Source organism: Erythrobacter sp. S43, from assembly GCF_057364955.1.
In genome coordinates, this window is the sequence record NZ_CP200285.1 from 2,600,297 (window position 1) to 2,616,896 (window position 16,600).

Genomic DNA, 16,600 nt, shown 5'->3' on the forward strand with positions numbered 1-16,600 from the left:
AACGCAAGAGAGAGCGACGCCCAGTAATGTTTTCCAAAATCCTGATTGCCAATCGCGGTGAGATTGCCTGCCGCGTGATTACGACTGCGAAGAAGATGGGCATTGCTACGGTCGCGGTGTATTCCGATGCCGACAAGAACGCGCCGTTTGTGCGCATGGCGGATGAATCGGTGCATATTGGCCCGTCTCCCGCGGCGGAAAGCTACCTCATCCCTGAAAAGATCATTGCCGCATGTAAGGAGACCGGTGCTGAGGCAGTGCATCCTGGCTACGGTTTCCTTTCGGAGCGCGCGTCTTTTGTTGAGGCTCTGGAAGCTGAAAACATCGCCTTTATCGGCCCGCCTCCGGGTGCCATTGCCGCGATGGGCGATAAGATCGAGTCCAAGAAACTGGCGAAGGAAGCGGGCGTCAATGTCGTCCCCGGTTTCGTCGGAGAAATTCGCGATACCGAACACGCCGTCGAAATTGCCAACGACATCACCTATCCGGTGATGATGAAGGCTTCTGCCGGTGGCGGGGGCAAGGGCATGCGCCTAGCGTATAGCGAGAAGGACGTGCGCGAAGGGTTTGAAGCAACCAAGCGCGAAGGTCTGAACTCGTTTGGTGATGATCGTGTTTTCATTGAGAAATTCATCGAGAACCCACGCCACATCGAGATACAGATTCTCGGCGATAAGCACGGCAATATCCTCTATCTGAACGAGCGCGAATGCTCGATCCAGCGGCGTCACCAGAAGGTCGTCGAGGAAGCCCCGTCGCCGTTCGTTACCGAGAAGATGCGCAAGGCGATGGGCGAGCAATGCGTCGCTCTGGCGCGCGCAGTTGATTACCATTCGGCCGGCACGGTTGAATTGATCGTCAGCGGCGCGGACCCGACCGGTGAGAGCTTCTACTTCCTCGAAATGAACACGCGTCTGCAGGTGGAACACCCGGTGACCGAAGCGATCACAGGCGTCGATTTGGTCGAGCAAATGATCCGCGTGGCTGCTGGCGAAAAGCTGGAAATGACGCAGAACGATATCGGCATTGACGGATGGTCGATCGAGAACCGTGTCTATGCCGAAGACCCCTATCGCGGTTTCCTGCCGTCGACTGGGCGATTGGTCGAATACGAACCGCCGCTTGAAGGCTGGACCAGTGACGGCAGCGCCAATGGACGGCGCGGCGTGGACGGTATCCGCGTTGATGACGGGGTCTTCGAAGGCGGCGAAGTGTCGATGTTCTACGACCCGATGATCGCCAAGCTGGTCACATGGGCACCTACTCGCGATGAGGCCGCCGACCTTCAGATCGAAGCGCTCGACCGTTTCCGCATCAAAGGGCTCGGTCACAATGTCGATTTCCTCAGCGCCATCATGCAGCACGAACGCTTCCGGTCGGGCGAGCTGACCACTGGCTTCATCGCAGAGGAATATCCCGATGGTTTTGAGGGGGCACCAGCAGATGAAGCATGGCTGCGCCAACTCGCCGCCCTGTTCGCTGGCGCCGAATTCACCGAGCAAGTGCGGGCACGCAAGATATCCGGTCAGTTGAATGGCGCTGACAACCCGCCATCGCACTGGGTGGTCAACATCAACAGCACGCAACTGGACGTGATGCTTGAAGAGGGCGGCGCGACCGTGGACGGGCATAAATTGCGCGGCACATGGGATTGGGAAGTCGGCATGCCGGTTGCCCATGTCACCGGCGATAATGAAATGGCGGTGCAGATCGAGCGCGTCGGTGTGCGTTGGCGTATGACCACGCGCGGAGCCTCGCACGAGGCTCTCGTGCTCCCTGCCAACGTGGCTTCGCATGCAGGCCACATGATCGAGAAAGAGCCGCCGGACCTTTCCAAGATGCTGATCTGCCCGATGCCCGGCATGCTGGTTAAGCTGCACGTGGCCGAAGGTGAAGAAGTTCAGCCCGGTCAGCCGCTCGCCACAGTCGAGGCGATGAAGATGGAAAACATCCTGCGCGCCGAGAAAGAAGCGACAATCGCCAAAATCAACGCGGCAGAAGGCGAGAGCCTTGCGGTCGATGCGGTGATTTTGGAGCTGGAATAGTCAGGTCGTAACAGCTGCCAGCACCTGCCGCGCCAGCGCATCGGGCGTGTCGGTGTGTGTGTCCACCTCTAGATCATATCCAATTCCTTGGTGCAGTCGCGGGCTCTGTTCTCGAGCCAGACCGATGATCCGGTCGCCCCGCTCACGTTCGCGGCGCTCCAACTCCGGTAATGGTGCATCGACTTTAACAACAAGGCATGCACCGCCAAGCCGCTGGCGATAGTCTTCGATTTCGTCGTTTTGCGCCACTTCATCAACGACCACATTGAATCCGGCGTCAGCCAAGTGTCTCACAAGGCCGCGCATCTGGCTCAGCAAGTTTTCGCCTGCAGGACCGTTGCTGATCTGCGGCAGGCTTTCGCCCTCGCGCTCTATTTCGGTCACAGGAAACCACTCGCGATCAAACTCGCTGCCCTCGGGCAGCATGGCGACGAAATTGTCCATCGCCATATGCAACCAGATGTCGTCACTGTATTTCTGGATGGCCTTGGCGAGAGTGGTCTTACCCGAACTGCTCACACCATTGAGAATGATGACCTGACCGTTCGAACTCATTGCTCTTCCCCCACCATCGCCACCGCTCTGATCCAGCCAGCGCTCGCCCGCTCGATCTTCACCGGAAAGCAGCTGAAGGTGAAGCCGTGAGTGGGCAGGCTTTCCAAGTTCGTCAGCTTCTCGATCTGGTAATAGGGGCGAATGCGGCCCGCCTTGTGGCCTTCCCAGATAATCGACGGGTCGCGGTTTTCGGCCCATCGGCGCGCAGTGTGACTGAACGGTGCGTCCCAACTCCAAGCGTCGGTGCCAACCACTTCGACGCCACGCTCGGTCAGCCATAAGGTTGCCTCTGCGCCAAGACCGACGCCCTGATCGGTGAAGTTGTCGGTGCCGTAAACCGCACCTGATTGCACCAGAACGATGTCGAGCGGTTGCAACTCGTAGTCGATCTTTGCGAACGCGTCCTCGACCTCTGCGGCGCTGACCACATGGCCATGCGGCATGTGCGAGAAATCGAGCTTCACTCCGGGGCGGAAGAAACGATCAAGCGGCGCCTCGTCGATACTGGGGGCTGGGGCCGCGCCTGCATCAATGGTCGAATGGTAGTGCCACGGCGCGTCCATGTGCGTGCCGTTGTGGGTCGAGAGCTCTAGCATTTCGACCGCCCAACCTTCGCCATCGGGCAGGTCGGTTTTCTCCAGACCCGGGAAGAACATCGCGATCTGTTCCCACGTGTCCTGATGGGTCATGTACGTGACTTTGGGCCGCATCACCTCGGGATCGGAAATCACATCATTGGTGATCGGGATCGAGAGGTCGATGAAGCGGGTCATGCAAGCTCACCATCCAGAAATGCGGCCACATCATCGAGCGCAACGTCGCGCGCTAGATAGGCCTCGCCAATTCCCTTGAGCAGCAGGAAGGGCAGGGTGCCGCCTTCCATTTTCTTGTCGTGGCGCATGTGATCGACCAGCTTGGCACCGTCGCAGTTCATACCGAGGTCTTTGATCTCTGGTGGCAAGCCTGACGCGGCAATTGCTTGAGCGGCGCGGCCAGCGTCTTGCCCCGTCATCTCACCCCGCCGCACCGAATATCGTGCTGCCAGCACCATGCCGAGCGCTACGGCTTCACCATGAAGAAGCCGATCCGAGAATCCCGTCTCCGCCTCCAATGCATGACCGAAAGTATGCCCGAGATTGAGCAAGGCGCGCACGCCGCTCGTCTCGCGCTCATCGTCAGCAACGATGCGGGCCTTTGCGGCGATGCTGGTCGCAATAGCGTGCGTAAGCGCCTCCGGTTTGCGGGCGAGCACTTTCTCTCCGTTGGCCTCAAGCCATTCAAAGAAACCCGCATCGCCCAGCAATCCGTATTTGAGCACTTCGGCATAGCCAGCGCGCATTTCGCGATCGGGCAAGGTGTCCAGCGCCTGCGTATCAGCGAGCACCAGCGAGGGTTGGTGAAATGCCCCGATCAAATTCTTGCCAGCGCGCGTGTTGATCGCCGTTTTGCCACCGACCGAGCTGTCGACCTGCGCCAGCAAGGTGGTCGGGATCTGGATGAAGCCGCATCCACGTTTCAGGATGGAGCAGGCGAATCCAGTTAGGTCGCCGACGACACCGCCGCCCAGCGCGATTACCTTGTCGCCGCGTTCAACACCGTGCTCGAGCATCCAGTCGGTCAGCTTCTCAAGGCTTTGCCAGCTCTTCGAGATCTTCCCCCGGCGCAACCTCATAAAGCGAGACAGTCTTGCCAATCGCGGCCAAGCCCTTGACCAAACGATCCCCCTGCAAGGCCCAAGCGTTGGCGTCGGCTACAACCGGAACCACCGATTTGCGCAGGAAGTCACCGGCAAGTTCGCCTGCGCGTTCGATAAGGCCGCTGCCGACCAGAACGTCATAGCTTCGGCCACCGAGGGCGACGTTGATTTTCGTGCTCAAGACAGGTGACTTTCAATCGCTTCCAGAATGGATTTGGCGGTGTCCGAATGCGGCGAATCCACACTGACCACTCTGACATGCGCCTGCGCGTAATGCTCTTTGCGTTCATTGGCGAGACGGGTGAGAATTTCCTTCGGATCGCCGCTTTTCAACAGCGGGCGAGTATCGCGCCGTGATGTGCGTTCAACCAGTGTTTCGATGTCGCAATCGATCCACACGGCGATAGCCTTTTCCAGAATGAGCGCCCGCGTCTCCGGATCGACAAATGCGCCGCCTCCTGTCGCGATGACGCCGTGTTCCTCCTCCATCAAGCGGGCGATCACGCGTCGCTCTCCGTCACGGAAATACGCTTCCCCATGCTCTTCGAATATCTCGGCAATCGTACGCTGCGCCGCGTCCTGAATTGCGTCATCGGCGTCGATAAAGGAGCGATCGAGCATAGCGGCAAGGCGGCGCCCGACAGTCGACTTGCCAACACCCATCAGCCCCACGAGCACAATCGGCCGGTCAATCCGCCGGGAAATGCTCGCCAAAGCGCTTTCATCAAAAGTGGCCTGCTGGGTCATTGCCGCATGGCCTATAGATGGGCTAAAGCGCGCGCAACATGTCAGATCAGCCCCGCACCGACCTTTCACAGTCCGTTTCAGAGATTAAGGCCGCCGCGCGGCCCGCAGGTGATGTCGCCCGTTCCGAGGGTTTTCGGAAGCGACTGCCCTACTATGCTGCAGCGGCGATCGTCGTTATTTGCACGCTTGCCTGGATTGATGGCGGGGAGGAACCTTTGCATCCGATCACACAATCAGTTGATCTGACGAACAAGGCTGAGGGAGCGTAAGAATGCGTCGTGCATCGTTGCTGGCCAGCGCCGCTGGCCTTGGTCTGATCGGAGCGGCCAGTGCATTTTTGGTTGCTGGCAGCCTGACGGCGCAGCAATCGCCTGAATCCATTTTGCCGCCAGGGTTCGAAGATCCGGCGCCTGCTCCCGCACCAGCTCCCGCTCCTGCGCCGGCTCCGCCGCCTTCGTCGCGACCCATTGTGCCGTCACCGGGCGGCTCGACGCCATCGGACGGCGGTGGATCGTCGCAAGGTGCCGATGGTGACGAACCTCGTGCATCCGAAAGCGACCTTTCACGCATCCCCACTGCCGAAGAGCTCGAGGCGATGTCGATTGACGAGCTTGATGATTTTCTTGGTCTGAAACCTCGGTTTGATATTCCGCCAGCGGCGCGCCGTTCGCTTTCGCAAGTGGGTATTCTGAGCCCTGAAGAGGGCGGATTGCCCATCGGCTCGCTGGGTGAACAACCGCCGGAATTGGTCCGCGCAGCGCTTTCCGGCACCAAGGGACCTCTCGTTTCGCGTTGGGGCCACATTATGCTCCGCCGCGCTTTGTCGAGCCGCTTGAAATCACCGGATGGAATGCGCCCGGCGACATTCGCGGCTCTGCGCATTGGTGTGCTCAACCGGATCGGCGAATTTAGCGCCGCCCGCCGGATTGCGCAGGATGTAGACACCGGCAACTGGAACAAGCCGCTGATGAATCAGGCCATGCGGGCTTATCTGGGCGCTGGTGATCTGACTGGTGCTTGCCCGGCCGTTCAGTTTCGTGGGTCTGACCGCGAAGATGCACAATGGGTGATGTGGCAGGCAATCTGCGCTGCCTATGCTGGCGAATCTGCCTTTGCCGGATCGCGCTTGAACAAGGCGCTGTCTGACGAGATTGCTCCCAAAGTGGATATTCAACTCGCGCAACGATTTGCAGGCGCAGCTGGCCGCGCCCGCCGCGGAGCGAATGTGGAATGGGACGGGGTCGAGAAAATGACTCCATGGCGTTTCTCGCTTTCTTATGCAGTTGGCGAAAACGTACCGGATGGATTGATGGATGACCTGCCGCGTTATTATCATTGGGCAGGGGCAACATCTCCTGCGGTATCGCTCAGCAAGCGTGCCGAGTTTTCTGTCCTCGCTGCACGCGAGGGCATTCTCTCGTCCAAGGCGATGGTGGAGCTCTACAGTCAGATTTACGCCGATAGCTCGATCGATGGCGAAGCCGCTGATCGTGCCTCTCGCTTAAGAACCGCCTATGTCGCCAGCGATCCAGCTGCTCGGATTTCGGCCATGCGCAGGCTTTGGGGGACGCTGGACGACGAAACCGAGCAACCCGATTACGCCGCCAGCATTATGACCGCTTACGCAGCAGCGCGGATTGCTCCTAATGAGCAGTATCAGACCTACGCCGATGAGCTGATTGCCTCGATCCTGACTGCGGGTCTTGATCGTGACGCAAAGGCTTGGGCGAGTATTGTCGAGCCGGGCAGCCTTGGCTGGGCCTTGATTGCTCTTTCCGATCCGGAGGCGGGTAGCGCCAGTGCGGACTCAGTTTCGACTTTCATTGGAGATGATGAGAGCGAGGAATATCGCAAATCGGCGTTTCTGATCGCGGGCTTGGGGGGATTGGGCCGGATTAACGCCTCTCAGCTTTCCGATCTTGCTTCCGATGTTGAATTCGACCCTTCGCAGCAGAGCCGTTGGACCCGAATGATTGTGCGCGCCGCCGAGGTCGAGAATGCGGCCATGGTCGCAATTCTGGCGGGTCTTGGCATGCAAGGCGATGATTGGGACAAAATGACGCCGCTTCACCTCTATCATATTGTGAAAGCGCTGAATGACGTTGGTCTGGGCGCCGAAGCCCGGATGATTGCGGCTGAAGCAGTCGCAAGGGGCTGATCCTGATGTCGGCCTCAACGCAGGCCTTTCTGGACATGCTCGCGGCGGAAAGAGGCGCTTCGGTCAACACGCTTGCAGCCTATCGCCGTGATCTGGATGGAGCTGAACAGGCGATCGGCGATCTCGCAAAAGCTCCGCGTGCCAAGGTCGCGCAGCTGACTGGCGTTTGGGCTTCGCTTGCTCCGACTACCACCGCTCGTAAGGCATCTGCTTTGCGCCAATTTTTCGGGTTCGCAGTTGATGAGGGGTGGCGTGAGGATGATCCATCTGCGGCTTTGCCCAAACCGCGCACTCGACGGCCGTTGCCGAAGGTCATGAGTCACCAACAGGTCGAAGCGCTATTCGAGCGCGCCGAATTGGAGGCCTCGAGTGGGAAGCCCACCGCGATCCGTCAGCTCGCTCTGTTAGAATTGCTCTATGGCTCGGGGTTGCGGGCGAGCGAGCTGGTTTCTCTGCCGGTCAGCGCGGTGCCCCGCGATGTTCCGATGCTGACCGTCATGGGGAAGGGCGGTCAGGCACGCATGGTTCCAGTGAGTGAGCGGGCGCGTGAAGCCCTTCAGCAATGGCTGGATGTACGGCCTACCGATCCACCTTCGCGGTTTCTGTTTCCCTCGCGCGGAGGAAAACATCTCACCCGGATAAGGTTGTATCAATTGCTCAAAGAGCTGGCGGCCCGCGCCGATCTTGATCCCAAGGGTATCAGTCCGCACGTTTTGCGCCACGCCTTCGCCACGCATCTGCTTGAGGGAGGGGCAGATTTGCGCGTGCTTCAGACCCTGCTCGGCCATGCCGATATCGCCACCACGCAGATCTACACTCATGTGGATGCCGCGCGTCTGGTAGAATTGGTCAATGCTAAGCACCCACTTGCCCAGATGCGCGCATCAGACTAGCGACACCCTATGATTTCCTACCTCGAATTCGAGAAACCGATCGCTCAATTGGAAGAGCGCCTGACCGAACTGCGCAATGTTGACGCCAATCAGGATGTCGATGTCGCCAGTGAGATTGAACGGCTTGAGGCGAAAAGCGCTGAATTGTTGTCGAGCACTTATGCGTCGCTGACTCCTTGGCAAAAGACGCAGGTCGCGCGGCATCCCATGCGGCCCCACTTTCGCGACTATGTCGCCCATGCTTTTGAAGACTTCATGCCGCTGGGCGGAGACCGGTACTACGGCGATGATATGGCGATTATGGGCGGCTTTGCCCGTCTGGGTGGACGTCGTGTGATGCTAATTGGCCATGAAAAGGGCCACGACACGCAAAGCCGGATTGAGCACAATTTCGGCATGGGTAAGCCGGAGGGGTATCGCAAAGCCATCCGCCTGATGGACATGGCCGGACGCTTTGGTCTGCCGGTAGTCACCTTGGTCGACACGTCGGGCGCGTTTCCGGGGATTGAAGCTGAGGAACGGGGCCAGGCCGAAGCCATCGCTCGTTCGACCGAAGCCTGCCTTGCGCTGCCCGTTCCGATGGTGTCGGTTATCGTGGGCGAGGGCGGTTCCGGCGGCGCAGTTGCCTTGGCAAGTGCGGAGCGGGTGCTGATGCTCGAACACGCAGTCTATTCCGTGATTTCGCCTGAAGGTTGTGCCTCAATCCTCTGGAGAACCTCAGAAAAGGCGCCTGAGGCCGCGCAGGCGATGAAGGTGACTGCACAGCATCTCAAACGCCTCAAGGTCATTGATCGCATTGTGAAAGAGCCCGCTGGCGGTGCGCATCGTGATCCCGAAGCGGCAGCGCGTAATCTCGGCAAAGCCATTGGCGAAGAGCTTGATGCGCTCACGGATCACTCGAGTGAAGTGCTGATCCGCATGCGCGAGGAGCGCTTCCTGCAACTCGGCGCATAAACCGAACGTCTTGCATCCCGTTACATTCAAGGGGTTGCTCGCAATCGGTAATTTCACGATAGTCGTCGCGGTAGGACATTCGCGCGACATTGTATCGCGCGCGCCGATCAGCGGGGAGACGTGACGATGGCAATTCAAACGCGCAAACTTTGGATTATGGGCGCTGCGCCCATGGCATTGGCCTTGTCAGGATGTCTTGGCGGCGGCGGCCCGATCCCGTCCGCTTCCACTCCGATCACTCAGTCAGAGGCGAAGCAGGGCGCTGAATATCACCCGCAGCTTCTTGCCGAATTTGGCGGCGCAATGAGCGGTCCCCAGGCTGCTTATGTCGAACAAGTCGGTAAGAATATCGCCGTCCATTCCGGTTTGGGCGATGCGCGGCAGACCTTCACCGTGTCCCTGCTCAACAGTTCGGTGAATAACGCTTTTGCCGTGCCTGGCGGCTATATCTACTCAACCCGTCAGCTTGTGAGCCTGATGAACAATGAGGCTGAATTGGCCGGTGTGCTCGGCCACGAAGTTGGCCACGTGGCCGCTCGCCACTCGCAGCGTCGCCAGCGTGCGGCGCAAAACAATCAGCTTTTGGGCATTGGCGGTGCAATTCTGTCGAGTGTGCTGCTCGGCAATTCGGGGCTTGGCAACACGCTTTCTCGCGGCCTTATGCAGGGTTCTCAAATGCTTACGCTTAGGTTTTCGCGTAAGCAGGAATTGGAAGCAGATGATCTGGGCATCACCTATCTCACGCGTGCAGGCTACGATCCGCGCGCAATGAGCACAGTGCTCGCCAGCCTCGCAGCGCAAAACTCGTTGGATGCGCAATTGCAGGGACGCAATGCGACCGTGCCGGAATGGGCATCAACGCACCCCGATCCTGCCAGCCGTGTACAAACAGCGCGGGCAAAGGCTGAAGGTCTCTCTGGCGGCGTGACCAATCGTGATACATTCCTCAGTCGTATTGACGGGATGCTTTATGGTGATGATCCCGCGCAAGGCGTGATCGAAGGCAGTCGGTTTATCCACCCGGATCTGCGCCTGTCATTCACTGCGCCCCAAGGTTTTTACATGGTCAATGGCACCCGCGCGGTCAGCATCAACGGCCAAAGCGGAAAGGCACAGCTGACGTTGGCGCCATATTCGGGCAATCTCGACACGTACATCCGCCAGCAGTTTACGGCGCTTGGCGGTCAGAACAGCCAGCTTGCTCCGGCGAGCATTCAGCGCACCAGCGTGAATGGATTGAAAGCGGCCTATGGCACTGCGCGCGTGAACAACAATGGCAGCCAAGTCGATGTGGTGGTGTTTGCGTATGAGTTCGCAAGCGACCGCGCTTATCACTTCTTGGCCATTGCGCCCGCAGGTAAGGCTGCGACGTTCAATTCCATGTTCCAGTCGATGCGGCGGATCTCTCAATCAGAAGCAGGCGCAGTGATTCCGCGTAAGATTGACGTTGTGACAGTGCCAAGTGGAGGCTCGGTTGCCAGTATGGCGCGGCGCATGGCTTTCAACACGGCGCAAGAACAACGCTTTCGCGTGCTCAATGGGTTGAGCTCAAGCGATACGGTACGCGCTGGGCAACGGGTTAAGATAGTGGTTCGCGGTCGCTAAGACGCATTCCATCCGGACCGTCACAATCCAAATTTGGATTGCACAAACAAAAAGCGGCGGGGAAACCCCGCCGCTTTCCGTTTAGTTAGCTTTGTCTTACGACTTAGCCAGCCATTTCGCTCGAAACTTTCGAGAAAGTGTCGCCGAGCTGGTTGCCGAGGCTCTGCATTGCAGTGATAGCAGCAACAGCGATAAGAGCAGCGATCAGGCCGTACTCAATAGCAGTTGCACCCTGTTCGTCGCGAGCGAGCTTGTTGAAGAATTTCATGTGTAGTCTCCTGGTTCAATCTTTGGTCTTCGATACCCGTGTCTGTCCAAAAGGAAGGACCGGACGCTGGATGAATAATTGAGAGCTATTGAAAAATTCCTAATTCGGACGCTTTCAAAACCCTTAATTGCCCATCGCAGCAGTCACTTTCTGCTCGACACCGCCCCAACCACCGGAGTTCGAGTTTCCAAGAGCTTGGAAACCCCCGACAGCCGCAAGCACGACGAGAGAAGCGATCAGGCCATATTCAACAGCGGTGGCACCGGAATTTTCGTTTCCAATGGTCTTTAGAAATTTCACCAAATTCATGGGGACACCTGTCACCTACGTTCCTGATGAAAGCTGAAATCGGCCCATCTTCTTAAGAAAAGGTTGATCTGATCGATAAGAATGGAAAAAAAACCGACATGAGCGGGAGCATACTCTGGGTTGTGGCGGGGGCATTGCGGCGTCCGGATGGACGAATCCTCATGCACCAACGGCCGCAAGGAAAGCATCATGCTGGATTGTGGGAGTTCCCAGGGGGCAAGGTTGAAAAGGCCGAAGTCCCTGTAAATGCACTGATTCGTGAGTTGAACGAGGAATTGGACGTTCAAATACGCGCAGATGGATGTGAGCCTGTTGCGTTTGCAGAAGAGCGGAACGGCGCAAGCGAGAGGCCGATTGTCATTCTCCTTTACAAAGTGGTCGATTGGTCAGGTGAGCCCAGAGCCTTGGAAGGAGGAGAAGTCGACTGGTTTGTGCCAGAATCGATCGTCGGACTGCACAAGCCGCCTCTGGATGAAGACCTGACAGAACTTTTGCTTAGGCAACTGTGATTTTGTGAGAGCCAAAACCCAAAACAGAGGTTGCCAAGTCATGCGTGCCCCCTTATGTGCCGCCTCTCTCGCGCGCCAGTAGCTCAGCTGGATAGAGTACCTGACTACGAATCAGGCGGCCGGAGGTTCGAATCCTTCCTGGCGCGCCAAAAAAGCCCACACCGCAAGGTGTGGGCTTTTTTGGTTCTTGCTCCTGTTCGATCCGAGCCGTGCAATCCCGTCAATCGTTCCTATATGAATGTAGGGACAACCTTTGCTGGCCCGGACTTCACCTGTTGAAGTGTGCAAATTTTGCATGGAACCGATTGAAGAGCTGGCGATTTTTATCCTTGGGATCACGTTAAGTAAGTGAAGGGCCAGATGCCGGGTCCATTTGCTTGCCTGGAATAGGCCGGTTTCGGCTACAGAAAGGTAATGCTATGAATTATATGCAGCACAATGATGACTTCGATCCGGACAACCCATTGAACAAACCTGACGTACCCGAGGACGTGCAAGAAGCGATCCGCACTTTGATTCGCTGGACCGGTGATGATCCGGAGCGAGAAGGATTGCTCGACACGCCAAAGCGTGTTGGCCGCGCTTGGCTCGAGTACTGCGCTGGCAATCAGGAAGATCCTGCGATCCACCTGAGCCGAATTTTCGAAGAAGTCGGTGGCTATGACGAGATTGTCCTTTTGAAGGATATTCCGTTCCAGTCCCATTGCGAGCATCACATGGCTCCGATCACAGGAAAGGCGCATATCGCCTATCTGCCCGACAAGAAGGTCGTCGGAATATCAAAGCTTGCCCGCGTGCTGCACGGGTTTGCCCACCGTCTTCAAGTGCAAGAACGCCTGACTGCTGAAGTTGCCGAGTGCATCTGGAATAATCTCGAACCGCGCGGTGTCGCTGTCGTGATTGAGGCAGAGCATGGCTGCATGACCGGTCGCGGTGTGAAGGTGCATGAGGTGGAAATGCTCACCAGCCGCATGATGGGCTGTTTCCTCGACGATCATCGCAGTCGCAAAGAAGTGATGAGCTTGATGGGCTTCTGATGGCGCGTTAGCTCTCTTCTGTAGGGAGAAGGTATGCGACATCTAATTGTATCACTGGGGGCGCTGGCACTTATTGGTGCCTGCGCCCCTGCTGCGTCTGAGGCCGACACCAATGAAGAGGGCACCACCTACCAAGTCTACTTCCTTGGCGGGCAGTCCAATATGGACGGCTATGGCTTCAACAAAGACCTGCCGGATGAGTTGAGCGGGGTTGCAGAGGATGTGCGCATCTTCACAGGCGAAGATGTCGAAGACGGTACCGAAGGCGGTGGCGAAGGCATCTGGGCTGCACTTTCACCCGGTCATGGCACTTTCTTCACGACTGACGGTGAAACCAATTCGCTCTCTGACAGGTTTGGCCCTGAGCTGACATTTGGCCGCGCCATGGCCAAGTCGTCAGACGGCAAGCGCATTGCCATCATCAAGTTCTCACGTGGAGGGACGGGCCTGATCCACGGTGTTTCGGGATACGGATCGTGGGATCCTGACTACGATGAGAAGAACAAGCGCAATCTCTACGATCAGGCACTAACCGCGATCACAAGCGCCATGGACGCTGGCGATATCGACGGTGATGGAAAGAAAGACCGCCTAGTCCCTGCGGGCATCGTGTGGATGCAGGGCGAGGCAGATGCGTTCGATAATGAAGACGCCAGCGCTAACTATGACACAAATCTCGCCCGGCTGATGAATCTGTACAGAGACGCGCTCGGAGATGAAGAACTACCTGTTGTCATCGGCCGCATTAGAGACTCTGGCGATACAGCCAGCACAAGTGTGATGGAGTTTTCACCTCAAGTCCGTGAAGCGCAGGCCCGCTATACCGAGAAGGACACTTGCGCAGCGATGGTGACTGCTAGCGATGACTTCGAGTTCATCGATGGCTGGCACTACCGCTCCGAGGACTACGTCGCGTTGGGCGAAGCATTCGCGGAGGCGATGAAGAGTCTGGAAGCCTCTTGCTGACATAAATAGGGCGCCGCAATCGGGCGCCCGTTTTTGAGGTGTTCTAGCTGATCCTACAGCTGACCAAGCATGTGCTCAGCGCTGGAAACGCGGAAGTCGCCGGGTTCTTCGACATTCAGCTGCGTAACGGTGCCGTCTTCGACAACCATGGAATAACGCTGACCACGCGTGCCCATGCCAAAGCCGGAGCCGTCCATGGTGAGGCCTACCGCTTCGGCAAAGTCACCATTGCCATCGGCGAGCATCGTGATGTCGTCCGATCCGGCAGCCGAGTTCCATGCACCCATAACGAATGCATCGTTGACGGCAGTGCCGACGATTTCGTCGACGCCCTTCTCTTTTAGTTCGCCTGCTTTTTGGACAAAGCCGGGCAGGTGAGCCGCTGAGCAAGTCGGCGTGAATGCGCCCGGGACGGAGAATAGCGCGACTGTCTTTCCTGCAAAGTAATCGCTTGACTGAACCTGTTGCGGTCCTTCGGCGGTTGCCTTCACCAGAGTCACGTCGGGAAGTTTGTCACCTACAGAAATTGTCATCGCTCATGCTCCTTTGCATCGGGGAATATGGGATCGGACTAAGTGCCTGCCGGTCACACATCAAGCCCGAAGTTCATGCTTAAGATGGCTTTACTCTCCACATTCAAGATTGGGTAAATCCCTCTGGGCAATCCTTCCCAACGCCGGTGGGGGCGAACCGATTTGGGTTAAGGAGAACAGGGACCATGAATAACAAGCGATCTATCGCTTTGGCAGCGACGCTTTGCGGCGCAATGACCATGCCAACGACAGCCGCAGCCAATCCGGCCATGCAGGAAGCAGAATCAATCCGCACGCTGGACATGATGCTGATGGCGACTTCTTTGCGGTGTCGCAAAGGAGTGGATGACTTCCGCGCTGAATACGACACGTTCAGCCGGCTCAATAAGCTGCATTTGACGCACGCAAACACAACGATGCGGCGCAGCTTGAACTCGCGATATGGCGTGCGCGGAGCGACGCGTGAGCTTGATCGTCGGAGCGTCAAAATGGCAAACCGCTTTGGCAATGGCCATCCTTGGATGGACTGCGGCGAGCTAAAGGAAGTCGCAGGCGAATTGGCCAAAGTGCATAGCCGCGCTTTCCTTGCCGACATGGCAATCCGGCTATTGACCCAACCCAAGGTCGCTTTTGATCTACCGTGACGGATAAAGGGCAGCGGTGCTGTCTCTTACCAAGCTGGAAATCTCGATCTTCTCTCCTCATATGAGGATATAAAGATAACTTTATATTTGCTTGTGGACGGGTCCCTCGCTAGGGCGCACCCAGAATTCATTCGCACGCCGAGATTTCACTCTAGGAGACTCCCCCATGGCAACCGCTGCCCTGACCCAAGAACATATCGTCAAAGACATTTCGCTCGCCCAGTTTGGCCGCGACGAAATCGCTATCGCTGAAACCGAAATGCCGGGCCTTATGGCTCTGCGCGAAGAGTATGCTGACAGCCAGCCTCTCAAAGGCGCGCGCATCACCGGTTCGCTTCACATGACGATCCAGACCGCAGTTCTGATTGAGACGTTGGTCGCGCTGGGTGCAGAGGTGCGCTGGGCCACCTGCAACATCTTCTCGACTCAGGACCATGCCGCCGCTGCAATCGCCGCTCAGGGGATTCCCGTATTCGCGATCAAAGGCGAAACGCTGGCGGATTACTGGGACTATGTCGGCCGCATCTTCGATTGGTCGAACGAGGCCGATCCGGATCTGACCGCCAACATGATTCTTGATGATGGGGGCGATGCCACGATGTTCGCTCTTTGGGGTGCGCGTCTTGAAGCGGGCGAAGAAATGCCTGCGCCGCAGAACGCTGAAGAGATCGAGATGCAGCGGGCGCTGAAAGCCTATGTGAAGGCGAAGCCGGGATATCTCACCCGCTCAGTCAAGAACATCAAAGGCGTTTCGGAAGAAACCACCACTGGTGTGATGCGGCTCTATCAAATCTCGAAGGCTGGCAAGCTGCCTTTCCCGGCGATCAACGTGAACGATTCTGTCACCAAGTCGAAGTTCGACAACCTGTATGGCTGTAAGGAATCGCTGGTCGACGCAATCCGCCGCGCAACCGACGTGATGCTGGCTGGCAAGGTCGCTTGCGTTGCTGGCTATGGCGACGTGGGCAAAGGCTCGGCCGCTTCACTGCGCGACGGTGGTGCCCGTGTGATGGTCACTGAAATCGACCCAATCTGCGCTCTGCAGGCCGCGATGGATGGCTACGAAGTTGTGTCCATGGACGAAGCCGTGAAGCGTGCCGACATCTTCGTCACCGCGACTGGCAACGAAGACGTGATCACCGGCGAGCACATGAAAGCCATGAAAAACATGGCGATTGTCTCGAACATCGGCCATTTCGACAGCGAGATCCAGATCGGCGCGCTCGACAACTATGATTGGAAAGAAATCAAGGACGGCACCGACATGGTGACTTTCCCTGATGGCAAATCGATCCTCGTCCTCGCCAAGGGGCGCCTTGTGAACCTTGGCTGCGCCACCGGTCACCCGAGCTTTGTGATGAGCGCCAGCTTCACCAACCAGACGCTTGCTCAGATCGAGCTCTACACGAAGTCGGACGAGTACCAGAACGACGTGTATGTTTTGCCGAAGCACCTCGACGAGAAGGTTGCCGCGCTGCACCTCGAAAAGCTTGGCGTTCAACTGACCCAATTGAGCCAGAAGCAGGCCGATTACATCGGTGTGCCGGCGGCTGGCCCGTTCAAGCCGGATCACTATCGTTATTAAGCCTGGCGCGCCTTTCAGGCGCTTCATCGATACAATATGGAAAGCCCTCGCATTTGCGGGGGCTTTTCGTTTGTGCCCCGTTGCATCGCGCAGGCG

General features: G+C 57.7%; 17 protein-coding genes, 1 tRNA gene and 1 pseudogene. 12 read left to right on the top strand and 7 right to left on the bottom strand.

Going from position 1 to position 16,600, the window contains the following annotated elements; genetic code table 11:
• Positions 1 to 26: 26 nt before the first annotated feature.
• A complete protein-coding gene (locus AC0V6K_RS12845) occupies positions 27 to 2,045 on the top strand; it encodes an ATP-binding protein (RefSeq protein ID WP_472622845.1) in 2,019 nt (672 codons plus the stop codon).
• Here the strand turns inward: AC0V6K_RS12845 and AC0V6K_RS12850 are convergent, their stop codons facing one another.
• From AC0V6K_RS12850 to AC0V6K_RS12865, 4 genes and pseudogenes are all read right to left on the bottom strand, one after another.
• A complete protein-coding gene (locus AC0V6K_RS12850) occupies positions 2,046 to 2,600 on the bottom strand; it encodes a phosphotransferase-like protein (protein ID WP_472622847.1) in 555 nt (184 codons plus the stop codon).
• A complete protein-coding gene (locus AC0V6K_RS12855) occupies positions 2,597 to 3,373 on the bottom strand; it encodes a cyclase family protein (protein WP_472622849.1) in 777 nt (258 codons plus the stop codon). The genes AC0V6K_RS12850 and AC0V6K_RS12855 overlap by 4 nt, the downstream gene beginning before the upstream one ends.
• Positions 3,370 to 4,477 (bottom strand): annotated as a pseudogene (gene aroB / locus AC0V6K_RS12860) (3-dehydroquinate synthase). Before aroB ends, AC0V6K_RS12855 begins: the two are co-directional and overlap by 4 nt.
• On the bottom strand, positions 4,474 to 5,043 hold the full coding sequence (locus AC0V6K_RS12865) for a shikimate kinase (protein WP_472622851.1): 570 nt from the start codon (positions 5,041 to 5,043) through the stop codon (positions 4,474 to 4,476). The pseudogene aroB and the gene AC0V6K_RS12865 overlap by 4 nt, the downstream one beginning before the upstream one ends.
• Before the next feature lie 38 nt (positions 5,044 to 5,081).
• Here AC0V6K_RS12865 and AC0V6K_RS12870 point away from each other — a divergent pair, with 38 nt between their 5' ends.
• The 5 genes from AC0V6K_RS12870 to AC0V6K_RS12890 all read left to right on the top strand — a co-directional run bounded on the left by AC0V6K_RS12870 (position 5,082) and on the right by AC0V6K_RS12890 (position 10,653).
• A complete protein-coding gene (locus tag AC0V6K_RS12870; protein ID WP_472622853.1) occupies positions 5,082 to 5,312 on the top strand; it encodes a hypothetical protein in 231 nt (76 codons plus the stop codon).
• A 2-nt stretch (positions 5,313 to 5,314) separates the two neighbouring features.
• Positions 5,315 to 7,201 (top strand): hypothetical protein, encoded by a 1,887-nt coding sequence (locus AC0V6K_RS12875; RefSeq protein ID WP_472622855.1) that lies wholly within the window; start codon positions 5,315 to 5,317, stop codon positions 7,199 to 7,201.
• 5 nt (positions 7,202 to 7,206) lie between these two features.
• On the top strand, positions 7,207 to 8,094 hold the full coding sequence (locus AC0V6K_RS12880) for a tyrosine recombinase (protein WP_472622857.1): 888 nt from the start codon (positions 7,207 to 7,209) through the stop codon (positions 8,092 to 8,094).
• 9 nt (positions 8,095 to 8,103) lie between these two features.
• On the top strand, positions 8,104 to 9,048 hold the full coding sequence (locus AC0V6K_RS12885) for an acetyl-CoA carboxylase carboxyltransferase subunit alpha (RefSeq protein WP_472622859.1): 945 nt from the start codon (positions 8,104 to 8,106) through the stop codon (positions 9,046 to 9,048).
• A 126-nt stretch (positions 9,049 to 9,174) separates the two neighbouring features.
• Complete coding sequence (locus AC0V6K_RS12890; RefSeq protein WP_472622861.1) at positions 9,175 to 10,653, top strand: M48 family metalloprotease; 1,479 nt, start codon at positions 9,175 to 9,177, stop codon at positions 10,651 to 10,653.
• A gap of 103 nt (positions 10,654 to 10,756) precedes the next feature.
• On the opposite strand, the gene AC0V6K_RS12895 is transcribed toward AC0V6K_RS12890, so the two are convergent.
• Entirely contained in the window at positions 10,757 to 10,921 is a 165-nt protein-coding gene (locus tag AC0V6K_RS12895; protein WP_472622863.1) for a Flp family type IVb pilin, read from the bottom strand.
• 123 nt (positions 10,922 to 11,044) lie between these two features.
• Positions 11,045 to 11,230, bottom strand: coding sequence for a Flp family type IVb pilin (locus AC0V6K_RS12900; protein ID WP_472622865.1), 186 nt, complete (start codon positions 11,228 to 11,230; stop codon positions 11,045 to 11,047).
• Between the two features lie 122 nt (positions 11,231 to 11,352).
• On the opposite strand from AC0V6K_RS12900, the gene AC0V6K_RS12905 reads away from it, so the two are divergent.
• The 4 genes from AC0V6K_RS12905 (at position 11,353) to AC0V6K_RS12920 (ending at position 13,742) form a co-directional block, all read left to right on the top strand.
• Positions 11,353 to 11,739 (top strand): NUDIX domain-containing protein, encoded by a 387-nt coding sequence (locus tag AC0V6K_RS12905; protein ID WP_472622867.1) that lies wholly within the window; start codon positions 11,353 to 11,355, stop codon positions 11,737 to 11,739.
• A gap of 72 nt (positions 11,740 to 11,811) precedes the next feature.
• A tRNA-Arg gene (locus tag AC0V6K_RS12910) sits at positions 11,812 to 11,888 on the top strand.
• A 279-nt stretch (positions 11,889 to 12,167) separates the two neighbouring features.
• On the top strand, positions 12,168 to 12,776 hold the full coding sequence (folE, locus tag AC0V6K_RS12915; RefSeq protein ID WP_472626149.1) for a GTP cyclohydrolase I FolE: 609 nt from the start codon (positions 12,168 to 12,170) through the stop codon (positions 12,774 to 12,776).
• Positions 12,777 to 12,809: 33 nt separating this feature from the next.
• Complete coding sequence (locus AC0V6K_RS12920; protein ID WP_472622869.1) at positions 12,810 to 13,742, top strand: sialate O-acetylesterase; 933 nt, start codon at positions 12,810 to 12,812, stop codon at positions 13,740 to 13,742.
• Positions 13,743 to 13,795: 53 nt separating this feature from the next.
• Here the strand turns inward: AC0V6K_RS12920 and AC0V6K_RS12925 are convergent, their stop codons facing one another.
• Positions 13,796 to 14,275, bottom strand: a complete 480-nt coding sequence (locus AC0V6K_RS12925) for a peroxiredoxin (RefSeq protein WP_472622871.1) — start codon at positions 14,273 to 14,275, stop codon at positions 13,796 to 13,798.
• A gap of 185 nt (positions 14,276 to 14,460) precedes the next feature.
• On the opposite strand from AC0V6K_RS12925, the gene AC0V6K_RS12930 reads away from it, so the two are divergent.
• Both AC0V6K_RS12930 and ahcY read left to right on the top strand, forming a co-directional pair.
• Positions 14,461 to 14,919, top strand: a complete 459-nt coding sequence (locus tag AC0V6K_RS12930; RefSeq protein WP_472622873.1) for an S-adenosyl-L-homocysteine hydrolase — start codon at positions 14,461 to 14,463, stop codon at positions 14,917 to 14,919.
• 166 nt (positions 14,920 to 15,085) lie between these two features.
• Positions 15,086 to 16,504, top strand: a complete 1,419-nt coding sequence (gene ahcY / locus AC0V6K_RS12935) for an adenosylhomocysteinase (RefSeq protein WP_472622875.1) — start codon at positions 15,086 to 15,088, stop codon at positions 16,502 to 16,504.
• Positions 16,505 to 16,600 lie beyond the last annotated feature (96 nt).